We start from the raw sequence: 19,464 nt of genomic DNA on the forward strand, positions 1-19,464 counted from the left end.
GGGGGAGGCCAGCGCCATGTTTTACAAGCACCCGAGTCCTGCGGTGGGGGAGGGCGGCGGAACGCAGCTCGAGGCCCGGAGGCGGGGCCCGCCACCCTGGGCGCCGGCCGGGGCCCTCTGGCTCATCGTCCTCTTCCTCCACGCGGCCTGCGCGACGCAGGGGCCCGCGGCGGGCAGGAGGGCAGGGGGAGGGCGTGCGGGGGAGGAGGCTGCTGAGAGCGAGGCGCGCTCGGCGCCGAGGGAGCTGCAGCCGGTGCTTGTTGTGTACGCCGCCGAGGTGGAGGCGCGCGGCAGCACGCGGGTGGTGGCTGTCTCGCGGGAGGAGTACCAACGTGCGGTTGCGCAGCTGCTCCAGCACCACCAGGTGCGCGGCACTCCCCAGGAGGCCGCCCAAGGGCTGCTCCAGGCCATGCCCGAGGAGGAGCTGCTCGCCGAGGTGTACCGGGACAGGGTTCTCACGCTGGTGCCCCTCACCGACAAGGGCTCGCTGGTGCCCGAGGCCGAGGCGGCGCTCAAAGAGAAGTACCTCCGGTGGTGTCAGCCACGTGGCGGCGGTGACTGCCTGGGCCTCTTCACGGATGGGCCCTACCTGCGCACGGACGACAGGCGCACCCTGGCGCTCGCATTGGCCTTCGGAGGCGTGCTGGACGAGACGCGAGCGTCCCTTGGACGCGAGCTCAGTCCGCAGGCGCTGCTCTCCTCCCTGGTGTGGGCCGCGGGCCTGTACCTGGCGCTCTGGCTGCTACCAGAGCCCAGCACGAAGGCGGTGGCGGCCGCGCTCTCCGTGGTGCTTCTGGCCTGGCTGGGCGTGGACGCCATGTGGGGCCTCATGGACGGGTGGGCCAGCATGGCGCACGCGGCGCACGAGGCCACCACCTTCGAGGAGCTGCGCGACGCTGGCGAGGTCTTCGGCAAGCGCATAGGCACGGACGCCGCCCGGGCCCTCATTCTCGGGGTGGCCACCCTCACCGGACGGACCCTGGGCGAGATGGCGACGCACCTTCGCTCGTTGCCGAGGTTCAACCAGGTGCAGGCGCAGTGGGCGGCCCAGGGCATGGATGGCTCCGTGGCGGTGGCGATGGAGGAGGCCGCCGCGGTGGAGGTGGTGGTGGAGCAGAGCCGCGCCCTCGTCGTCCTCATGTCCCCGCAGGCGCCGGTGGCCATCAACGTGCTGGCGAGGAGCGGCAGCTCGGGAGCTGCTGGGGGGCACTCGGGCACCGTGGCCATCCAGCACCGCGGTGGCAACAAGCAGGTCATTCTCAGCACTGGCGAGCGGTGGCACCTCCCGCGCGGCAAGAGCTACAGGGACATTCCGGCGGAGGACCGCCTGGGCGACGAACTGCAAGCGGCGGTGAGGGAGGAGGCGGCGAAGTGGTCTCGGGCGGCGCTGTCGAATGAGGAGGCGGCGGCGATTGACAAGATGCTGCGTGCTGGAAAGGAGCACCGGGCAAATCTGCTCGAGCGTCAGGCTCGTGGGCGATGGGTCGAAAGACAGGTGGCCAACCGTTTCCCGCACCTGTCGTGGAACCAGCGAGGCGTGGACGTGACCGGTCCGGGTGGCCAGAGCTACCACTACGAGATCCTGTCTGGTACGGAGTCCAACTTCGCGCTGCACGGGCGACGGATGGCGAGCACCTTCTTCCGCATGATCTTCTTCTGAGGACCGAGTGACTGCCAACATCCACTACGAGAATCGAGAGATTGAGGGCGAGCGACTGGAGCTGACGGACAAGAAGGCCATTTACTGGCTCGGGCCGAACGTGACGCTCCGGGGCTGTACGTTGGTCACCAACATTTCGGCGCGGTGGCTCCATCTGGTGTCGGGGAGGCTGATCGACTGCACCATTCACGCGAAGAGCGAGCTGAAGACGCTGCCCTGGGCGGCAATGAAGTTGAAGGGGTGCCGGTTCAAGGGCCGGTTCGGCGGAAACGACTTCGGGTTCCGCGAGGACGTGGACGAGAGATGGCGGCTCGGCGGAATCGAGGACTGTGACTTCTCGGAGGCGCGGCTCAATGGTTGTCGGTTCTTCAACTGCGACATGAGCACGATTCGACTGCCGCGCTGGCCGTGCTTCACCTTCATGGACGCACGCCGTCACGGCGCGGACCTGGGGCAGCAAGAGTGGCCCGGCTTCTTCGGCTCGGTCATCAAGGTGGTGTGTGATGCGCCCGAGGGCACAGTCGCGTCGACCTGGCACGCGCCCACTGTGGCCGAGAAGATGGACACGACGGTCGAGGAACTGCGCGCAGCCTTGGAGAGGGCACCCGGGATCTTCATGTAGAGCGCGGGACTAGCCAGCTCGAGCATGAAAAAGAGCCCCGGCCCGAGGAGAGACCTCGGAGCCGGGGCTGTCGTCGCAGTGCGTTTAGGCGGTGGAACCCCGTAGAGCGGGGAGTGATGCGACTGCTGGCCAAGCATCAGCCGGTGCTTCGGTGGACCCCCGCTCGCTCACCCAGGGCAGCGTCATGCGGCGCATTCTGCGCCACCTGCACCTGCCCGAGCTGCCCCCACCCCAGGCACCTGCCAGGGGGCCAGCGCAGCAGGCGCTGGGGGAGTAACGCGCGGCTGAGGGATGCACTCTCTGGCACAGCCCAAGGCGAGCGGTCGCCTGCGCAGGGGAGGGGTGTGCCTGGAGCGCGACGGGCGGGCCTCCTCAGGGCTCTCCTGCACCGTCCAATGCGTGTCGCGCGGCACGGCGCCTCCACCTTCCGCTCCGTGAGTGTCACCCGTTAAAGCCGCACGCTTCTCGGCATAAGGATCTTGGCGGTCACCCCCGCTGACGTCCTGGCTGGTCGGCCAGGACGTCCTCATCCAATCCAGCCGAGGAGGAACGCAGATGGAACACATCAGCCTCTCGGCTGAGCTGGGGGAAATTCGTTACGCCATCGAGGGCGCCCACTGGATCGCGGACAGCGTCGCCATGGGCGCGGTGCCCGACCCGGAGCGGACGAACAGCGCTCCCGTCATCATCAGCGCCATCCTGCTGCTGGTGGAGAACAGGCTGCATCAGCTCGGCCGTGTGCGCCGGGGCGAGGAGAACCCGGCGCACTTGTTGACGCCGCACAACGCCACCACCAGGGAGGATGCGGACAGGGACGACGTGGTTCTGCGGGCCTGGGACTGGAGCAGAGCTTCGAGGCTGTCTCCATCCGAGAAGAAGGAGACCGAGCAACCCCGTCCAGTAGCTGGCCACCTCACCGCTCACCCGTCGGGTGGCAATGGCGATCCTGCTCGGGCTGGCCGGGCACCTGCGGGAAGTCATGCGACAGGGGCGGTGAAGAAATCCGGAAGAGAGTCACGGTCCCCGCTGCACCAGCACCCACCGTGGTGTTCCCGGTCTCGTCCGGGTGGTGTGGCAGGGGTCGGGTTGTCGGGCATCAGCTCCAGCGCAGCTCCACCGCCAGAAGTCCCCGGTCACGTCTCCTGGTAGCCCTCGAGATTTTTAAGTGTCAGGGGCGCCCTCCCCCCTCGTGCGCGAGGAAGAGGCACGGCTTACCCCTGGCGGGCCACCGGAGCCTCCGCACCACGATGCGGTACATGCACCTGGGGAAGTGCGAGAAGCACCGCGCCATCCAAATGCTGGAGGAGGAGCGGGGAGAGTCTCCGGTTTGGAGACATTCTGGAGACGCGCCGGGGCCTGAAAACACCAAGGCCGGAAACCACTGAAATTCCAGTAGCTTCCGGCCTCGGCTTTTGTGTCCCCGACGGGATTCGAACCCGTGTTACCGGCTTGAAAGGCCAGCGTCCTGGGCCTCTAGACGACGGGGACCTCTGTGAGTCGCGGGGGGCTCGAACCCCCGACCCTCGGCTTAAAAGGCCGGTGCTCTACCAGCTGAGCTAGCGACTCGCACTATTCTTTTTTGGCCGATCGCCGGATTCCGCAACCCCCCGGCATCTCCGCGCTCTCTACCAGCACTTCTTTCGGACTTCTACTGGCGATTCGCTCCCCCCGTTCCTGACGGTCAACGCCCACCCCGCGCCTCCTTCCTGTCTCCGCCCTCCAGAGGCGCTATACAGGGTCCATGCGTCGAGACGTCCGGAATTCCGAGGAAGCCCCCGAGGAGAACGACGGGCTGGAACTGGAGGGTGGGGATGAAGAGGAGGAGGAGAAGTCCTCCTCTGGCCACCGCCGCTACCTCACCCGGTCAGGGGCCGAGCGCATGCACAAGGAGCTGCTGCGCCTGCTCAACGAGGAGCGCCCCAAGGTCACCGCCGAGGTCTCCGCCGCCGCCGCCCAGGGCGACCGCTCGGAGAACGCCGAGTACATCTACGGCAAGAAGCGCCTCCGGGAGATCGACCGGCGCATCCGCTTCCTCCAGAAGCGCCTGGACACCGCCACCATCGTCGAGCCCTCCGAGCAGACCGACACCGAGCGCGTCTACTTCGGCGCCACCGTCACGCTCGAGGACGAGGACGGCCGCCCCGTCACCTATCAGATCGTCGGCTCGGACGAGATCGACACCGCCGGGGGCCGCATCAGCGTGGAGTCGCCCATCGCGCGTGCCCTGATGCGCAAGAAGGTGGGCGACACCGTCGAGGTGATCCGCCCTCGCGGGGAGATCGAGTACACGATCGTCCGCATCCGCTACGTGTAGCCGCGAGCGCTTCGTCCACCGCCCAGCTCCCTCGCCCGGCCCTGGAGTGTCCTCTGGGAGACGCCAGGGGAGGGTGGGCGGAGCGGCTCAGGGGGGTGTTCCCTGATCCCCGGATCAGGGGTCCCGTGGGACTCCCCGCATGACCCCGCGCGTTACACTCCAGGTACACATTCGATGGCCCTGGTGGGCTGTCCACGTGGGAAGCCGGGCCTATATTCAGGCTGGCAGTCAGACGCAGAAGCGTTCCGTCAGTCGGGGTCCCGTCGCACGGTCGGTTCCAGCGGTCGCACCCACTTCGAGGTCGCGCTCCACACGATGCGAAAGAACTTCATTCTCGACACCAACGTCCTCCTCCACGACCCGCGCTCCATCTACGGCTTCAAGGAACACAACGTCATCATCCCCATCTACGTCATCGAGGAGATCGATCAGTTCAAGCGCGATCTCTCCGAGCTGGGACGCAACGCGCGTCTGGTGGCGCGCTACCTGGACTCGTTCCGGGAAGAGGGGTCTCTGAAGGACGGGGTGCGCCTGCCCCATGGCGGCGTGCTGCGCGTGTGCTTCACCGACAGGGACCTGCCGCTCTCCATGGCGGACAGCAACCTGATGGACAACCGCATCCTCGCGGTGGCCATCGACCTGATGGAGCGCGAGCCCCAGTCCCCGGCCGTCTTCATCACCAAGGACACCAACCTGCGCATCCGCGCGGACGCCCTGGGTCTCATCGCCGAGGACTACGACGCCGAGCGTGTGGAGATCACCGAGCTCTACACCGGCTTCACCGAGCGCCTGGTCCCCCGCGAGGTGGTGGACCAGATGTACAAGTCCGGCGCCGAGGTGGAGCTCTCCGGCCAGGACAAGCTCTCCCCGCACCAGTTCATCCTCCTCAAGGACGAGACCAACCCGTCCCACACCGCCATGGGCCGCTTCAACGCCGCCCGGGGCCGGGTGGTGCCGCTGCTGCGCGGCATGAAGAGCGAGGGCGTCTGGGGCATCCGCCCGCGCAACATGGAGCAGAGCTTTGCCCTCGACCTCCTGATGAACGACGACATCAAGCTCGTCACCATCGTGGGCAAGGCCGGTACGGGCAAGACGCTGCTGGCCATCGCCGCCGGGCTCCACAAGGTGACCGAGGAGGGCACCTACCAGAAGCTGCTCGTCAGCCGGCCTGTCTTCCCGCTCGGCCGGGACATCGGGTACCTGCCGGGCACACTGGAAGAGAAGATGAACCCCTGGATGCAGCCCATCTTCGACAACGTGGAGTTCCTCATGAACCTCAGCCGCGCCGACAAGAAGGCCGGCCGCGGCTACCACGAGCTGATCGACCTGGGTCTGATGGAGATCGAGGCCCTCACCTACATTCGCGGGCGCAGCATCCCCAACCAGTACATCATCATCGACGAGGCCCAGAACCTCACCCCCCACGAGGTCAAGACCATCATCACCCGCGTGGGCGACAACACGAAAATCATTCTCACCGGGGACCCGTTCCAGATAGACAACCCGTACGTGGACGCGACCAACAACGGCCTCGTCCACGTGGTCAACCGCTTCAAGAACGAGAAGATCGCGGGCCACATCACCATGGCCAAGGGCGAGCGCAGCGCCCTGGCCGAGCTCGCGGCCAACCTCCTCTAGCCCCTGCGCCGCACGAGGATGCAGTCATGAAGGGAGACGGAAAGGGAGACGGAGCCACCCAGGGCAGCGGTGACGGCCAGGAGAACAAGCCGCTCATCGACTACCCCACTGTCTACACCTTCAAGGTCATGGGCCGGCAGGCCCCGGACTTCGCCGACTACGTGCGCGGTCTCTTCCGGGCGCTCATGGGCACGGAGATCTCCCCGGACTCCATCCGTGAGCAGCCCAGCAGCAAGGGCACCTACGTCTCCTTGAGCGTCTCGGTGTACCTGCTGTCCGAGGAGCACCGCCGCTCCATCTATGCCCGCCTCCGTCAGGAGCAGCGGGTCGTCTACTACCTCTGAGGGCGGCCGGCACCCCGTCCGCCGCTCCGCCGAGGGGAATTGGCGATTCGGGTCCGGCAGTGTAGAAGGGGCTTCTCATGAGCACGGCCGAGCCCTTCCCGCTCTACTTCCCTGGTGATGCTCGGCGCCCCTTCTGCTCCGAGGCCGCCACGCGCCGCTTCGCGAGGGTGGCGCAGTTGGAGGAGGGCGGGCGCGTGCTCGAGCTGGGCTGCGGCCCCTCCGGCCTGGCCAGTGTGCTGCTCGCCCAGGAGTTTGGTTGCTCGGTCGTCGCCGCGGACGCCGACGAGGCGATCGTCTCCCGGATGAAGGAGCGGGTGCACTCGCTCGCCCTGGATGGGCGCGTCGAGGTGCGGCGCGTCGACTTCCGCAAGCCCTCCTTCCGCGAGGGCGAGTTCGATGCCGTCCTCTGCCAGGGCCGCGTGCTGATGGCCCTGCCCGATGCCCTGAGCACCCTCCGGCCCCTGCTGGCCCACAAGGGCCGCGTGGGGATTACCTACCCGGTTCGCGTGGGCCGCGTGACGCCTCGCGCGGTGATCGAGTTCTGGGAGCGACGCCTGGGTTCCCCCCTGCTGCTCCCCCGTGAGCTGCTCCACGAGCTGGCCCAGGCCGGCTTCGAGCCCGAGTCCGCGGAGTCCCTCCAGGACGCCGAGCTGGATACCCTCTACAAGGAACTGGAGCCTCATCTTGCCAGCGCTCCGGCTGAGTCGGCTCGCTGGTTGCGCGAGGAGATGGCCCTTCACCGTGAGAGCGGGAAGGCCACGGCCAGCTATGCGTTCCTCGTGGGCCGCCGCAAGGAGCCCGGGGAGCGGCCTCCTGCCTCGCGTGATCGCGGCTAGGGCTTTGTTGGGGGACGGGCAGGGGAACTGACCCTCACCCCAGCCCTCTCCCAGAGGGAGAGGGGGCATACACAGGGACAACCCGAGGCGCTTGATACCCTCACCCCGGCCCTCTCCCGGTGGGAGAGGGTGGGGAGTCAGTGCACCGCTCCGTGGAAGTCCAGCAGCTCCACGGATTCTGGCGCCACGCTCAGCTTCACTTCCTCCCGGTAGCCCGCCGCGTCCCCTCCCACCTGGAACGGCATCGGCCTCGCGAAGCGGATGTGCACCTCGCTCGCGTAGAAGTCCTGCAGGCCTTCCGGGAACCAACGGCCCGCCCACAGCTTCGGCAGGTTCGCCAGGATGTTCGCCGCCTGCATCTGGCCCAGCCTCAGCTGCATCATCCCCCGGCGCTCACCCGCGAAGGGGAACATCCGGAAGCCGTACCCGTAGAAGGGCATCGTCGCCGCCGCCGCCATCATCAGCTCGCCCTTGAAGATCCTCTCTCCCGGCGCGATGGGCGCCCCCACCGGGTTTCCATCCGGCCCCACCCGGTACGCCTCTCCCGCCTGGCCGTTGATGACCTCGCACTCCACCCACGTCGAGTTCGTCAGGTAGTGCGGCACCGTCTTGAACGCCACCGCCGAGAAGTAGCCGCCCGGGCCCGACAGCATCTTCTTGAAGAAGCCTCGTCCCAGGTTGCTCTTCACCCAGATGTAGTCGTTGAGCAGCTTCCCATCCACGCCCAGCCCCGCGAACGGCGTGCGCTTGCCGTCCACCATCAGCAGGTCCATCCGCCGGTGGCCCGGCACCTGGCCCGCTCGCGCCCTCACCACGTCCTGCAGGATGCCGTCGTGGCCTCCACCCGCGTTCACGTACGTGGCCAGGCCATTCCCCGTGCCCAGCTTCAACACGCCAAAGCGCGGCGCCCGCTTGCCCGCGAAGCGGCCTCGGGGATCCAACTGGCGGAACATCTCGTTGGCGAAGCCCAGGAACGTGCCGTCTCCGCCTCCCGTGAACACCACCGGATAGTTGCGCTCCAGCACCGTCTGCACGATGCGCCGGCAGTCCAGCTCCGAGCGCGACAGGAACAAATCCTGCTCCGGCACCACGTGTGAGAGCGACTTCACCACCCGTGCGTCGACCTTGCGGGCATTGGCGTTGAGCAGCACCGCGACCTTGTGCTCGGGCGCACCGGTGACGGACGGAATCTGGCGCGGATCCACGGACCGAAGTGGCTGTACCAGCATGAGGCTGCCTCCAAGGGGGGTAGGAGCGTGTCGTTGCCACACAGCAACGCGCCCCCCGGTACAGTGCACATTCTCAGCCAAAGACTGACGCGAGGCGTTATCTTGTCCTACACCTGTCTTTTCAAGGGGTTGGCGCGTCCGCTAATGAGCGCCCGGCCGGCCGGTTGCAAACAGCGGGTGGCGGAGGTGGAGAGCGCGTTACGCACCCGTGGCAGCCCGGTGGCTCGCGTGTGACGCAGCTTGACGTGGTTTGACACCCCCGGGTGGGTGGTTACGTTGGGCACATATCGGAGCCAATGAGGGCTCCGGGATGTTTTCCGTAGTTATTTCCGGAGGTTACATACCGTGGGTAAGATCATCGGCATCGACCTGGGAACCACCAACAGCGTGGTGGCTATCATGGAGGGTCGCGAGCCCAAGGTCCTCACCAACGAGGAGGGGAGCCGTACCACGCCCTCGGTCGTCGCGTTCGCCAAGGATGGGGAGCGGCTGGTGGGGCAGGTGGCCAAGCGGCAGGCCATCACCAACCCCGAGCGGACCATCTACTCCATCAAGCGCTTCATGGGCCGGCGCTACGAGGAGACCACCGAGGAGGCGAAGCTCGTCCCCTACAAGGTGGTACGTGGCCCCCATGGCGACGCGCGCGTGGAGCTCGACGGCAAGCAGTACAGCGCGCCGGAGATCTCCGCGCAGGTGCTCCTCAAGCTGAAGCGCGCCGCGGAGAACTACCTGGGTGAGAAGGTCACCGAGGCGGTCATCACCGTCCCGGCGTACTTCAACGACGCCCAGCGCCAGGCCACCAAGGACGCGGGCGAGATCGCCGGCCTCACCGTGCGGCGCATCGTGAACGAGCCCACCGCGGCGGCGCTCGCGTACGGCCTGGACAAGAAGAAGGACGAGAAGATCGCCGTCTACGACTTCGGCGGCGGCACGTTCGACATCTCCATCCTGGAGGTGGGTGAGAACGTGGTCGAGGTGCTCGCCACCAACGGTGACACCCACCTGGGCGGCGACAACATCGACCACACGCTCATGGACTGGCTGATCGCCGAGTTCAAGAAGGACAACGGCATCGACGTCTCCAAGGACAAGATGGTCCTCCAGCGCCTGAAGGAGGCGGCGGAGAAGGCGAAGATCGAGCTGTCCAGCACCATGGAGACGGAGATCAACCTGCCGTTCCTCACGGCGGACGCCTCGGGTCCCAAGCACCTCAACGTCCGGCTGACGCGGGCCAAGTTCGAGGCGATGATCGACACCCTCGTCGAGCGCTCGCTGGAGCCGTGCCGCAAGTGCCTGAAGGACTCGGGTGTGGACCTCAAGGACCTCAACGAGGTGGTCCTGGTGGGTGGCTCCACGCGCATCCCGAAGGTGCAGGAGGCGGTGAAGCGGCTGTTCGGCAAGGAGCCGAACCGCTCGGTGAACCCGGACGAGGTGGTGGCGGTGGGCGCGGCGGTGCAGGCCGGCGTGCTCGCGGGCGAGGTGAAGGACATCCTGCTGCTGGACGTCACCCCGCTGTCGCTGGGCGTGGAGACGCTGGGCGGCGTGATGACCAAGCTCATCGAGCGCAACACCACCATCCCCACCCGCAAGTCGGAGACGTTCTCCACGGCGGCGGATGGCCAGACGCAGGTGGAGATCCACATCCTGCAGGGTGAGCGCGAGATGGCCGGTGACAACCGGAGCCTGGGCCGCTTCCACCTGACGGGCCTGCCGCCGGCGCCGCGCGGCGTGCCGCAGATCGAGGTGACGCTGGACATCGACGCCAACGGCATCCTCAACGTCAGCGCCAAGGACAAGGCGACGGGCAAGGAGCAGAAGGTCACCATCACCCACTCGTCCGGTCTGGCGAAGGACGAGGTGGAGAAGATGGTCAACGCGGCCAAGGAGAACGAGGCCGCCGACAAGGCCCGCCGCGAGCTGGTGGAGCTGAAGAACCAGGCCGAGGCGCAGGCGTACGCCGCGGAGAAGATGGTGAAGGACAACCGCGAGAAGCTGTCGCCGGACGCGGTGTCGACGCTCGAGGCGGCCATCAAGGGCCTCAACGAGGTGCGCGAGGGCCAGGACAAGGACGCCATCAAGGGCGCGTTGGAGCGGCTGCAGCAGGCCAGCTACAAGGTGGCCGAGGAGATGTACAAGGCCACGGGTGGTGCTCCGGGCGCCGGTGCTCCGCCTCCTCCGGGCGCTGAGCAGGGCGCGGCTCCGGGCAGCTCGGCCAAGCCGAAGGACGACGTGGTGGACGCCGAGTTCCGCCAGTCATAATCGGAGCCACCCACCCTCCCTCTCCCTCCGGGAGGGCTGGGGTGAGGGTCGCTGACATCCCGGGTTGAACCCAGAGAAGGGCCGGAGCTCCCGAGCGGGAGTGTCCGGCCCTTCGATTATGAGAAACTCCAACGGCAGCAAGGACCGGACACGGCGGGAGGAGACCCATGAAGGCGCTGACGACGACGCCCCCGGGGCATGATGTCATCCTGTACGACGGGCATTGCCGGCTGTGTCGTGGGGCGGCGAAGCAGTTCGAGCGGCTGTTGGGGAGCAGCGGTACGGAGCTGCGCTCGTTCCGGGACGAGGGGGTGTTGGCCGCCTTCCCCGGCGTCCAGCCCGATCGGTGCGAGAAGGCGATGCAGCTCGTCCAGGGGGACGGGCGGGTCTTCGAGGGTGCCGAGGCCGTGGTGCAGGCCCTGGGGCGCAGGCCGCTCGGCAAGTTGCTCTTCGTCTACTACGTGCCGGGGCTCCGGCAGGTGGCGGACTGGCTCTACGGCCTCATCGCCCGCTACCGCTTCCGCATCGCGGGGCGGACGTGCTCGGACGGCGCGTGCGCCGTGCACTTCAAGTGAGGGCCGACCGGCCGGTTCAATCCTGAGCACGGGGGCCGCACCCTTCAAATGGGGCGGCGGGGGGGGCTACGATGGCGCCTCCTGTCTCAGCCAGAGCGACCGTGATCCACTCTCCCTCTCACGTCTACCCCCAGGCCGCGCAGGCCTTCCGCCACTTCTTCCAGGAGCTGCGCGAGGCCTACCTCGAGCGTGAGACGCTCTTCACCCAGATCGAGCTCGCGCTGCTGTGCCGGGAGCACGTGCTGGTGGTGGGGCCGCCGGGGACCGCCAAGAGCGCCATCGCCTCGTCGGTGCTGGGGCGCATTCTCGACGAGAAGACGGGGCAGCCGTCCCTCTTCGCCAAGCAGATCGCCGAATCCACCGTGCAGACGGACCTCATCGGCCCGGTGGACTTCAAGGTGCTCACCGAGACGGGCCGCACCGAGTTCATCACCGAGGACGGCATGCTGGGTGCCACCCACGCCTTCCTCGACGAGGTCTTCGACGGGCGCGACATGCTCCTGCGCTCCATCCTCAACGTCCTGCACGAGCGCGAGCTCAAGCACGGGCGCCGGGTGACGACGGGACGCATCGAGTGCGCCATCATGACCAGCAACCGCTACCTCTCCGAGGTGCTGGCGCGCTCGCCGGAGCTGCTGCTGGCCTTCGCGGACCGGCTCAGCTTCATCTCCTTCGTGCCCAAGTCCTTCGCCCGGCGTCCCAGCCGCGCGGCCATGCTGCACCGCTTCGCCTCCAACATGCGGCCGGATCTGCGCGCCGGCCTCACCCTGCAGCAACTCGACGTGCTGCAGGAGGCCGTGGAGCGGGTGGGGGTGTCCAGCAACCTGCTCGAGGCCATCGAGATGCTCGCCGACGAGCTGGAGCGCGCGCTCACGGCCCAGGTGTCCAAGCTGCCCGACTACGTCCCCACCAAGTACTTCTCCCAACGCTCGGTGGTGAAGGCGCTCTGGGCCCTCAAGGCCGCGGTGGTGAGGGATCAGCTCTACCGCCGTCCGGACCGGCCGCTCGAGGCCACCGTGGAGGACCTGGACGCGCTGCGCTGGTTCTTCCTGCTCGGCGGGCCACAGGCCGAGGAGGTCGAGTCGCTCCTCAAGGTGGCGGTGGACCCGCGCGAGCGCGCGCAATTGGAGATCGTCCGCATCGAGCAGAAGGCCTTCGACGCCGCGCTGGCCAAGGTCCGCGCGGAGCTGGGCACGGGCGTGGAGCGCGAGGCGGCCTCGCTCGGCGCGGCCGAGGACCTCAAGCCCGTGGAGGCGCTCGCGCGCAGCTTCCAGCCCGGCATCGTCTCCACCACGGCGCAGCGACTGCGCACCAAGCTCGTTCCGGGGCCCCGGCACCCGGAGAACCGCACGGCCCTGCTGGGCGCCGCGCGCGGGCTGCTCGCGGTGGTGGAGCAGCGGGTGGCGCGCGGCCCCGTCGAGGGCTCGGAGCCTCGCGCGGGCATGGCCGTCTTCGCCGCGCTCTCGGAGACGTTGGAGCTGTGCCGTCAGGTGCCGGAGCTGCGTCCCCGGCTGCCCGTGCTGAGTGAATCGGTGGCCCGCTTCGTCATGCAGGCGCTGGAGCTGATGGCCCTGAACGCCGAGAGCCTCGCCTTCGACGAGTCGGTGGTGCTGGAGGCGCTGGTCGGCCTGGCGGACAACCTCGCCGAGGAGCTGGGCCAGGTGGGCGCGCTCCTGGCGCTGATCGCCGAGGGCAGCGCGGGCGCCGTGGTGCGGCTGCGGACCGCGGAAGCCGAGGCCCGGCGGCGCGCCGTGGCCGCCCTCCGTCAGCGCTCGGAGAGCGTCTTCCCGGGCTCGCGCGGCCGGAGGGATCCGCTCGATGCGCTCGCGGCGGACTCCCGCCGGCTCGGCCAGCTTGAGCAGGCCCTGTGCAAGCTGGACCCCGCGCAGCGCGGCCTCAAGCAGGAGCTGCTGCAGCCGCTCGGGTTCGCCTACGCGCGTGACGTGCTGTCCACCACGCCCTTCGAGCGGATCGATCAGCTCTCGCGCACGGTGCAGGTGGTGGCGGAGAACCTGCGGCGCGAGGGTCTGGCCCCGGAGCCCGTGTTCTCCGAGTGCCGGGAGTTGCTCGAGGTGCGCCTGCGCGAGTACGTGCGGGCCATCGGGCGGGAGGTGGCGAGTCCTCCGCCGGCCCCCCATGCCGCCGTCAGTGGCGAGGCCTACACCTTCTACCGGAGCGAGTTCTCCTCCCATCTCCGCGATGGTGAGCTCGCCGCGCTGTTCGGCCTGGACGGACAGCTCGCCTTCGCGCGGCCGCCCTCCGCTGCGTCCTTCCTCTCCGAGGGCATCCGCGAGGCGCTGGCCCGGGTGGAGCTGTCCTTCGTGCAGACACGCATCAAGTTCCTGCGCAGCTGGCTCACCCAGCTCCTCACCGGCCTGCCGGGTGCACAGGCCATCCAGAACCGCGCCACCGCGGATCAGGTCTTCGACCGCCTGGTGAAGAGCCGCTTCCCGCTGCTCACCCTCAAGGAGGGCGAGCTGGTGCGCATCAAGGGGCTGCTCGCGCAGTTGAGCGCCATTCCCGGCGAGCTGGGCGAGAGCGCGCGCAAGCTGGAGAGCGTGCTGCGCGGCATCGACGACGACTTCAGCCGCTTCAGCAAGCAGTTGCTGGAGCTGCGGGCCTCGCTGTGAGGAGGAGCTGACGCGTGCTCGCATCGCGGCTCGCACGGCTGCGGCTCCGGTTGGACGCGCTCCAGGGGGGCCCGTCCCACACCGAGGGCCTGCGCGGGTGGTGGCGCGGGCTCACCGCCCCGGGAGAGGTGGACCTGTCCCTGCCCATCGTCACCGCGCTCGATCGGGCGCTGGAGCGGGTGGGGGTGCACACCCTCGCGGACGCGCGCCTGTTGCTCGAGCTCGGCGTGAAGAAGGGCAGGGCGGGGGACCTGGCCGCGGGCCTGCGCTCCCGCGCGGACGAGTCGCTGGAGGAGTTCGAGCGGACCCTCGACGCGGTGGAGAAGATGCACCTCGCGGGGCGGACGCCTCCCGGGGCGCGCACCGCGCTGGAGCGGGGCTTCATCCGGCTCGCGCGCGTGCTGCGGGTGGCGGACCTCTTCTCGAACCCCTCGCTCCCGTCCCAACAAGAGGACGCGCTCGAGATCTTCGCCCGGCCCGGCCCCGTCTGGAACGAGCGGGGAGCGCCTCCGAGCAAGGCCCGCATGGCCGTGGCCGAGTTCCTCGCGCAGCGGGCTCGGAACAACGTGGATGACCTGGTCCAGAAGCGGCGCGACCTGGACATCGCCCATGAGATCCTCCTGCGCATCGGCATGGAACACGACCGGGACCGGGGCGTGGCCCTGCGCAACGAGGTGGCCCAGGCCCGCGAGCGCGTCCGGGAGCAGCCGGCGACGCGCTCGCTCGAAGCGCTGGTGCAGGAGGTGAAGCGCACCGCGCGCCGGGAGCCGGGGATGGCCTGGCGCTCGCTCCGCGGGCTCTACGAGCGCGCCTTGGAGGCGAACGATGCCCGGCTCGCGGCGGCGGCCCGCGCGGCACTCGAGCCGCTGATGCCCTCGCGCGAGCCGATGCGCGTCCTGTTGGAGTCCGCCGAGCGCGACGACCTGACCCGCTGGTTCGGAGAGGAACCCCCCGCCATCGAGGCAGGGAAGGCGGCCCGGGAGGCACCGAAGGCCTCCAGCGCGGACGATCTGCTCGCGGACCTCGCCTTCTCGCTGAAGCCCGAGCAGCTCGCCGCGTTCGAGCTGGCGGCCGGGTGCGGCCGCTACTTCGACGTGGAGGACTCGCTCACCGAGGAAGTCGTCGAGGTGAACACCCAGAAGGTGCGTCCCGCGCCGAAGCGGGTGCCATACCCCACGCAGAACATGACGTTCGAGCGCACGGGCAGCCTGCACGACGTGCACAACTTCGTCATCTCGGACCCGCGGATGCTCCTCCACGATCTGGCCTCCCACCGCCAGATGGTGCGCGCCTACCTGGAGGACGAGCCTCCTCCGCAGGTCAAGAAGATGCGGCGCACCGCCGTGCGCGTGTACGTCTGTGATGCCTCGGGCTCCATGCACGGCGCGCGTGCCCGCTTCCGCGACGCCCTCATCATCGCCGAGCTCAACAACCTCCGCGTCAAGGCGCGCCAGGGGCTGCCCTTCGATCCGATCTACTTCTCCTTCTTCAACGACACCCCCACCGAGCTGGCCCGCGTGGACACGGCCCGCGAGGCCACCCGGCAGATCGAGAAGCTCTTCCGCGATTCGCCCGCCGAGGGACAGACGGACATCACCCTCGCGCTCATGTCCGCCTTCGACTCCATCCGCGCCGCGCGGGGAAGGGACCCGTACCTCGCCCGCGCCACCGTGGTCCTCATCACCGACGGCGAGGATCGCGTCGACCTGGACCTCATCCGCCGCACCCGCGCTCCCATGGACGCGCTGGACATCTCGCTCAGCTTCATCTCGCTCGGCGAGGAGAACCCGGATCTCAAGTCGCTGGTCCAGGAGCAGCGCGGCCGCGGAGGCCGTGCCTTCTACCACCACCTCTCCGACCAGGAGATCCAGTGGGCGCGCACCGAGTTCGACAGCCCCTGGCGCACCCTCCTTCCGCGCGACGTGCCCGTCACCCCGGAGCGCGTCGAGGCGCTCATGCCCCACCTGGACGCCCTCGAGGCGCTCGCCGCGGGGCGCACCATGTCCTCCTCGCCCGTGGCCTCGGAGGCCTCCTTCGATGCCCTCTTCCCGGAGCCCTCGCGGGTCTCCGCCCAGAAGCTGGCGGGCGAGCGCTCCGGCCCCGAGGTCATCGCCCGCGTGGCCGACATCCTCGATGCCCTCGTGGAGGCCGCCGCGCTCGCCCCCGCCGAGCGCCGCGCCACCGAGAGCCTCTCCCTGTTGCAGCACCTGCTCGGGGTGTACCAGCTCAACCCCACGCGCTACCTCGCCGCGCTCGCCACGGGAGGTTCACAGGTGCACGAGCGCCTCGAGCGCGTGCGCCTGCTCTGCCGCCCGTTCGAGTAGTCTGGCCCCCGCCCATGCTCTTCGACTGGTTGCGCAAGAAGAAGAAGCCGCCCAAGCCCGAGAAGCCCACGGATCCGCTCGCGGCTTTTGATCAGCTCATCGAGGACCTGGAGCGCCAGGCGGCCGAGGTCCGCAAGTCCGCCGCCACCCTGCTGGCGCTCAAGGGCGACCTGGTCCGCTCCGAGGATCGGTACGCCAAACGCCTGGAGGAGCTCTCCAAGCGGCGGGGCGTCGCGGACGAGAAGGGGGACGCCAAGGTCGCCGCTACGCTCGAACGCGACCGGGCCCAGACCCAGGCGCTGCTGCGGACCACGCAGGACTCGCTCCAGCGCGCCGAGCAGGACAGCAAGCTGCTGCTGGAGGCCGCCGCGGACATTGGCAACCGGGTGGCCGAGCTTCGCGCCGAGCGCGAGAGCGCCTCCGCCCGGCTCGCGGTGGGCGGGCTGGTGACCGGAGCCCTGCAAGAGCAGGTGGAGCGCTTCGACAAGGTGCTCGCCCTGGACGCCGCGCGCGATGAGATCGAACGTGCCCATGCGCTCGCGGAGATCTACCGCGAGGAGCGTGGGTAGGGGGAACCCGGGGGGCGCATACCCTCACCCCGTCCCTCTCCCAGGGGGAGAGGGGTGATGGGCTACGTGCGGCGCGCGGTCTGGTGCAGCTCCAGCACGATGTTGCCTCCCTTGAAGAGTCGTACCGCTCCCGACGTCTGGCTCACCACCAGCGCGATGCTCTTCGTCATCGACGTGATGCTCGCCGCCGCCGCGTGCCTCGCTCCGAGTCCCAGCGGGATCTTCACCGCGTCATCCGACGCTGACAGGTAGCGGCCCGCCGCCAGCACCACCCCGTCCTCCCGGATGACGAATGCCCCGTCCAGCACCGAGAAGTTCTTGATCGCCTCGCGGATCTTCGGATCCAGCACGTTGCGCTCGGCCTCCGACAGACCCTGGAACGGGTTGATCGTCATCTGCCGGCTCTTCTCCATCACGCTCGTGTGATCGCCAATCGTGATGATCGTCCCGATGGGGTGGCCCTCGAAGCCCTCCTGGCCGACCTGCAGCGCCAGCTGGATGAGCGCGTCCACCACCTGCGAGTTGAACTCGTCCCCCAGCTTCACGCCCTCGATGGTCAGCCGGTCGTCCAGGGAGCCACCGATGCGCATCTGCATCAGCGTGTCCGGGGCCTTCCCGAGCTTCCCCGTCATCGCCAGCACCAGGTCCCCCTCCTTGAACGCCCCCTGTGACAGGGCCGACACGAGCGCCACCTTCACCCGCTCGGTGCGCGAGTAGTCGTAGGCCGGAATCACCAACGCCTTCTGCTTCTTGGAAAGCAGATCCTGAGCGATGTTGTCCGAGGTCACCGCGTAGACGAGCTTGCGCTTCGCCTGCTGCCGCCGCAGGTCCTCCGGGGGAATGAGCGTATCGCTGATGTAGAGGAAGTGGTCCACGTCCCCCTTTCCAGCAAGCGAGAGGGCGGCTCGTAGGAACTCCCGATCGAATTTCGAGGCTTCGCTCATGGGTACGACTTCGCCCCCTGTTATAGGTAGGTCAGGTCTCCTTGACATCAGACCGCACGTGAATAAAGCTTTCCGGCCTTTTTTTCCGGAGTACCGGGCCCATTTCCCCGCAGACGGGAGCCTAAGGCTGTGAACCAGAAAGATCTCAAGCGTTACAAGAAGATGCTCGAGGACAGCAAGACGAGCCTGCTGGAGAGCGCCAAGAAGACCCTGGTGGAAGAAGCAAGCTTCGACACCGATGATCTCCCCGACGAGATCGACCAGGCCTCTTCCGAGTATGCCCAGTCCATGGCGTTCCGCCTGCGCGACCGGGAGAAGTTCCTGATGCAGAAGATCGATCGGGCCCTGGCCCGCATCGAGGACGGCACCTTCGGTATCTGCGAGCGGTGCGAGGAGGAGATCTCCCCCAAGCGGCTGGAGGCGCGGCCTGTCACCACGCTGTGCATCCGCTGCAAGGAGGAGCAGGAGAAGAAGGAGAAGTCCTACGGCTGATGCCGTGGGAGCAGGGCAGGAGGACCTCGCGCACGGGCCCGCGTGAGACCTCCTGCCTCTCTCAGGCCGCCAGTTGGATCTCCACCCGGAGCAGCTGGCGGCCGATGAGGAAGTGGTCCCCGTTCTCCACGAACACGGGGCCGGTCAGCCGGATGAAGGTGCCGTTGGACGAACCCACGTCCCGCACCCGCAGCCGGTCCTGTTTCACATGCAGCAGCGCGTGACGCCCCGACACGAAGCCGTCCGTCGGGAACGCGATGTCCCCCTGCTCGCGCCCCAGGTGGTTGTCCCCCTCCTTGAGCGGGAAGGCCGCCCCGCGCACCCCTCCCTCCAGGATCTGCACCAGCCTCAGCCGATAGCCCGGGTCGGGAGAGCCCCAGATGTGGGCGCCACCCGGACCCACCGCCGCGGCGGGAATGGGCTCGAGCACCAGCCGCTGCCGGCCCAGGCGCAGCTCCCCACCCACCGGCAGCTCCTTGTCCTGACGCAGGCGCACGAAGACGCCGTTGGCCCCGCCCACGTCCTCCACCACCAGCCGGGCGCCCGAGAAGAAGAAGCGGGCCTGGACGGGCATGATGAAGGGGTCGTCCGAGAGGACCAGGTCCCCCTGGGGGCCGCAGGTGAGGGTGTCCCGGGTCATCCGCACCACGGACTCGGGGCCTCCGTCGGCCCGGACCACGCGCAGGGCCACCTGGGGCCGGGCCGTCACTTTCGGCGCCGCCATCACCATGGTGCCGCCCGCGCGTACGGGCGAGCCACAGGCATGACAGGTGGAGGCGGAGTCGGGGTTCTCTGCGTCGCAGCGGGGGCAGTAGACCATGGCGGGCGGGCTTACATATCAAGCCCCGTGGAGGGTTGCGCGGGCACAAAGCAATGCCCGTCCACCTTGCGGGCGACCCGACGCTCGTGGGAAGTTCGGGGACCAACACCCCCCAGACCCCTGCATTCCGGGAAGTCCCTTGCATTGTCCGAGCTGCCGCGCTGACGCCGGTGATGTTTCCAAATATTGCCCCGCCTGCGGCGCCACG

The 19,464-nt window shown here is 68.5% G+C and carries 15 protein-coding genes and 2 tRNA genes; 12 read left to right on the forward strand and 5 right to left on the reverse strand.

From position 1 onward, the window contains the following. Nucleotides 1-16 precede the first annotated feature (16 nt). Nucleotides 17-1,660 carry a SitA5 family polymorphic toxin gene (gene sitA5 / locus NR810_RS41815; RefSeq protein ID WP_257460886.1) on the forward strand — a complete coding sequence of 548 codons (1,644 nt, stop codon included), beginning with the start codon at nt 17-19 and terminating at the stop codon, nt 1,658-1,660. Nucleotides 1,661-1,667: 7 nt separating this feature from the next. After that, nucleotides 1,668-2,282, forward strand: a complete 615-nt coding sequence (locus NR810_RS41820; RefSeq protein WP_257460888.1) for a hypothetical protein — start codon at nt 1,668-1,670, stop codon at nt 2,280-2,282. A gap of 1,415 nt (nt 2,283-3,697) precedes the next feature. On the opposite strand, the gene NR810_RS41825 is transcribed toward NR810_RS41820, so the two are convergent. Both NR810_RS41825 and NR810_RS41830 read right to left on the reverse strand, forming a co-directional pair. Beyond that, nucleotides 3,698-3,770: transfer RNA gene (locus NR810_RS41825), tRNA-Glu, on the reverse strand. 5 nt (nt 3,771-3,775) lie between these two features. Continuing rightward, nucleotides 3,776-3,848 (reverse strand) — tRNA-Lys (locus NR810_RS41830). Nucleotides 3,849-4,023: 175 nt separating this feature from the next. Here NR810_RS41830 and greB point away from each other — a divergent pair. The 4 genes from greB to NR810_RS41850 all read left to right on the forward strand — a co-directional run bounded on the left by greB (nt 4,024) and on the right by NR810_RS41850 (nt 7,414). After that, a complete protein-coding gene (gene greB, locus NR810_RS41835; RefSeq protein ID WP_257460890.1) occupies nt 4,024-4,596 on the forward strand; it encodes a transcription elongation factor GreB in 573 nt (190 codons plus the stop codon). Between the two features lie 315 nt (nt 4,597-4,911). Further along, nucleotides 4,912-6,234, forward strand: a complete 1,323-nt coding sequence (locus tag NR810_RS41840) for a PhoH family protein (RefSeq protein ID WP_204219626.1) — start codon at nt 4,912-4,914, stop codon at nt 6,232-6,234. 26 nt (nt 6,235-6,260) lie between these two features. After that, nucleotides 6,261-6,578, forward strand: a complete 318-nt coding sequence (locus tag NR810_RS41845) for an HP0495 family protein (protein WP_257460891.1) — start codon at nt 6,261-6,263, stop codon at nt 6,576-6,578. A gap of 77 nt (nt 6,579-6,655) precedes the next feature. Next, nucleotides 6,656-7,414, forward strand: a complete 759-nt coding sequence (locus NR810_RS41850; protein ID WP_257460892.1) for an SAM-dependent methyltransferase — start codon at nt 6,656-6,658, stop codon at nt 7,412-7,414. A gap of 137 nt (nt 7,415-7,551) precedes the next feature. Here the strand turns inward: NR810_RS41850 and NR810_RS41855 are convergent, their stop codons facing one another. Then, nucleotides 7,552-8,643 carry a diacylglycerol/lipid kinase family protein gene (locus NR810_RS41855; protein WP_257460893.1) on the reverse strand — a complete coding sequence of 364 codons (1,092 nt, stop codon included), beginning with the start codon at nt 8,641-8,643 and terminating at the stop codon, nt 7,552-7,554. A 345-nt stretch (nt 8,644-8,988) separates the two neighbouring features. On the opposite strand from NR810_RS41855, the gene dnaK reads away from it, so the two are divergent. The 5 genes from dnaK (at nt 8,989) to NR810_RS41880 (ending at nt 17,000) form a co-directional block, all read left to right on the forward strand. After that, on the forward strand, nt 8,989-10,902 hold the full coding sequence (gene dnaK, locus NR810_RS41860) for a molecular chaperone DnaK (protein WP_257460895.1): 1,914 nt from the start codon (nt 8,989-8,991) through the stop codon (nt 10,900-10,902). A 167-nt stretch (nt 10,903-11,069) separates the two neighbouring features. Continuing rightward, entirely contained in the window at nt 11,070-11,477 is a 408-nt protein-coding gene (locus NR810_RS41865; RefSeq protein WP_257460897.1) for a thiol-disulfide oxidoreductase DCC family protein, read from the forward strand. Between the two features lie 104 nt (nt 11,478-11,581). Further along, nucleotides 11,582-14,107: an AAA family ATPase gene (locus NR810_RS41870; protein WP_407653886.1), complete on the forward strand. Its 2,526-nt coding sequence runs from the start codon at nt 11,582-11,584 to the stop codon at nt 14,105-14,107. Nucleotides 14,108-14,121: 14 nt separating this feature from the next. After that, nucleotides 14,122-16,431: a vWA domain-containing protein gene (locus tag NR810_RS41875; protein WP_257460899.1), complete on the forward strand. Its 2,310-nt coding sequence runs from the start codon at nt 14,122-14,124 to the stop codon at nt 16,429-16,431. Between the two features lie 14 nt (nt 16,432-16,445). Continuing rightward, nucleotides 16,446-17,000: a PspA/IM30 family protein gene (locus tag NR810_RS41880; RefSeq protein ID WP_257460900.1), complete on the forward strand. Its 555-nt coding sequence runs from the start codon at nt 16,446-16,448 to the stop codon at nt 16,998-17,000. Between the two features lie 62 nt (nt 17,001-17,062). Here the strand turns inward: NR810_RS41880 and NR810_RS41885 are convergent, their stop codons facing one another. Further along, nucleotides 17,063-17,944: a DNA integrity scanning protein DisA nucleotide-binding domain protein gene (locus NR810_RS41885; protein ID WP_257460901.1), complete on the reverse strand. Its 882-nt coding sequence runs from the start codon at nt 17,942-17,944 to the stop codon at nt 17,063-17,065. Nucleotides 17,945-18,073: 129 nt separating this feature from the next. Between NR810_RS41885 and NR810_RS41890 the strand changes: the two genes are divergently transcribed. Further along, nucleotides 18,074-18,436, forward strand: coding sequence for a TraR/DksA family transcriptional regulator (locus tag NR810_RS41890; RefSeq protein WP_204219612.1), 363 nt, complete (start codon nt 18,074-18,076; stop codon nt 18,434-18,436). Nucleotides 18,437-18,497: 61 nt separating this feature from the next. Here NR810_RS41890 and NR810_RS41895 read toward each other — a convergent pair whose 3' ends face one another. Next, nucleotides 18,498-19,256 (reverse strand): FHA domain-containing protein, encoded by a 759-nt coding sequence (locus tag NR810_RS41895; protein WP_257460903.1) that lies wholly within the window; start codon nt 19,254-19,256, stop codon nt 18,498-18,500. Between the last annotated feature and the right edge of the window lie 208 nt (nt 19,257-19,464).

Origin of the sequence: Archangium lipolyticum, assembly GCF_024623785.1 — a bacterium.
Taxonomy (GTDB): Bacteria; Myxococcota; Myxococcia; order Myxococcales; family Myxococcaceae; genus Archangium; species Archangium lipolyticum.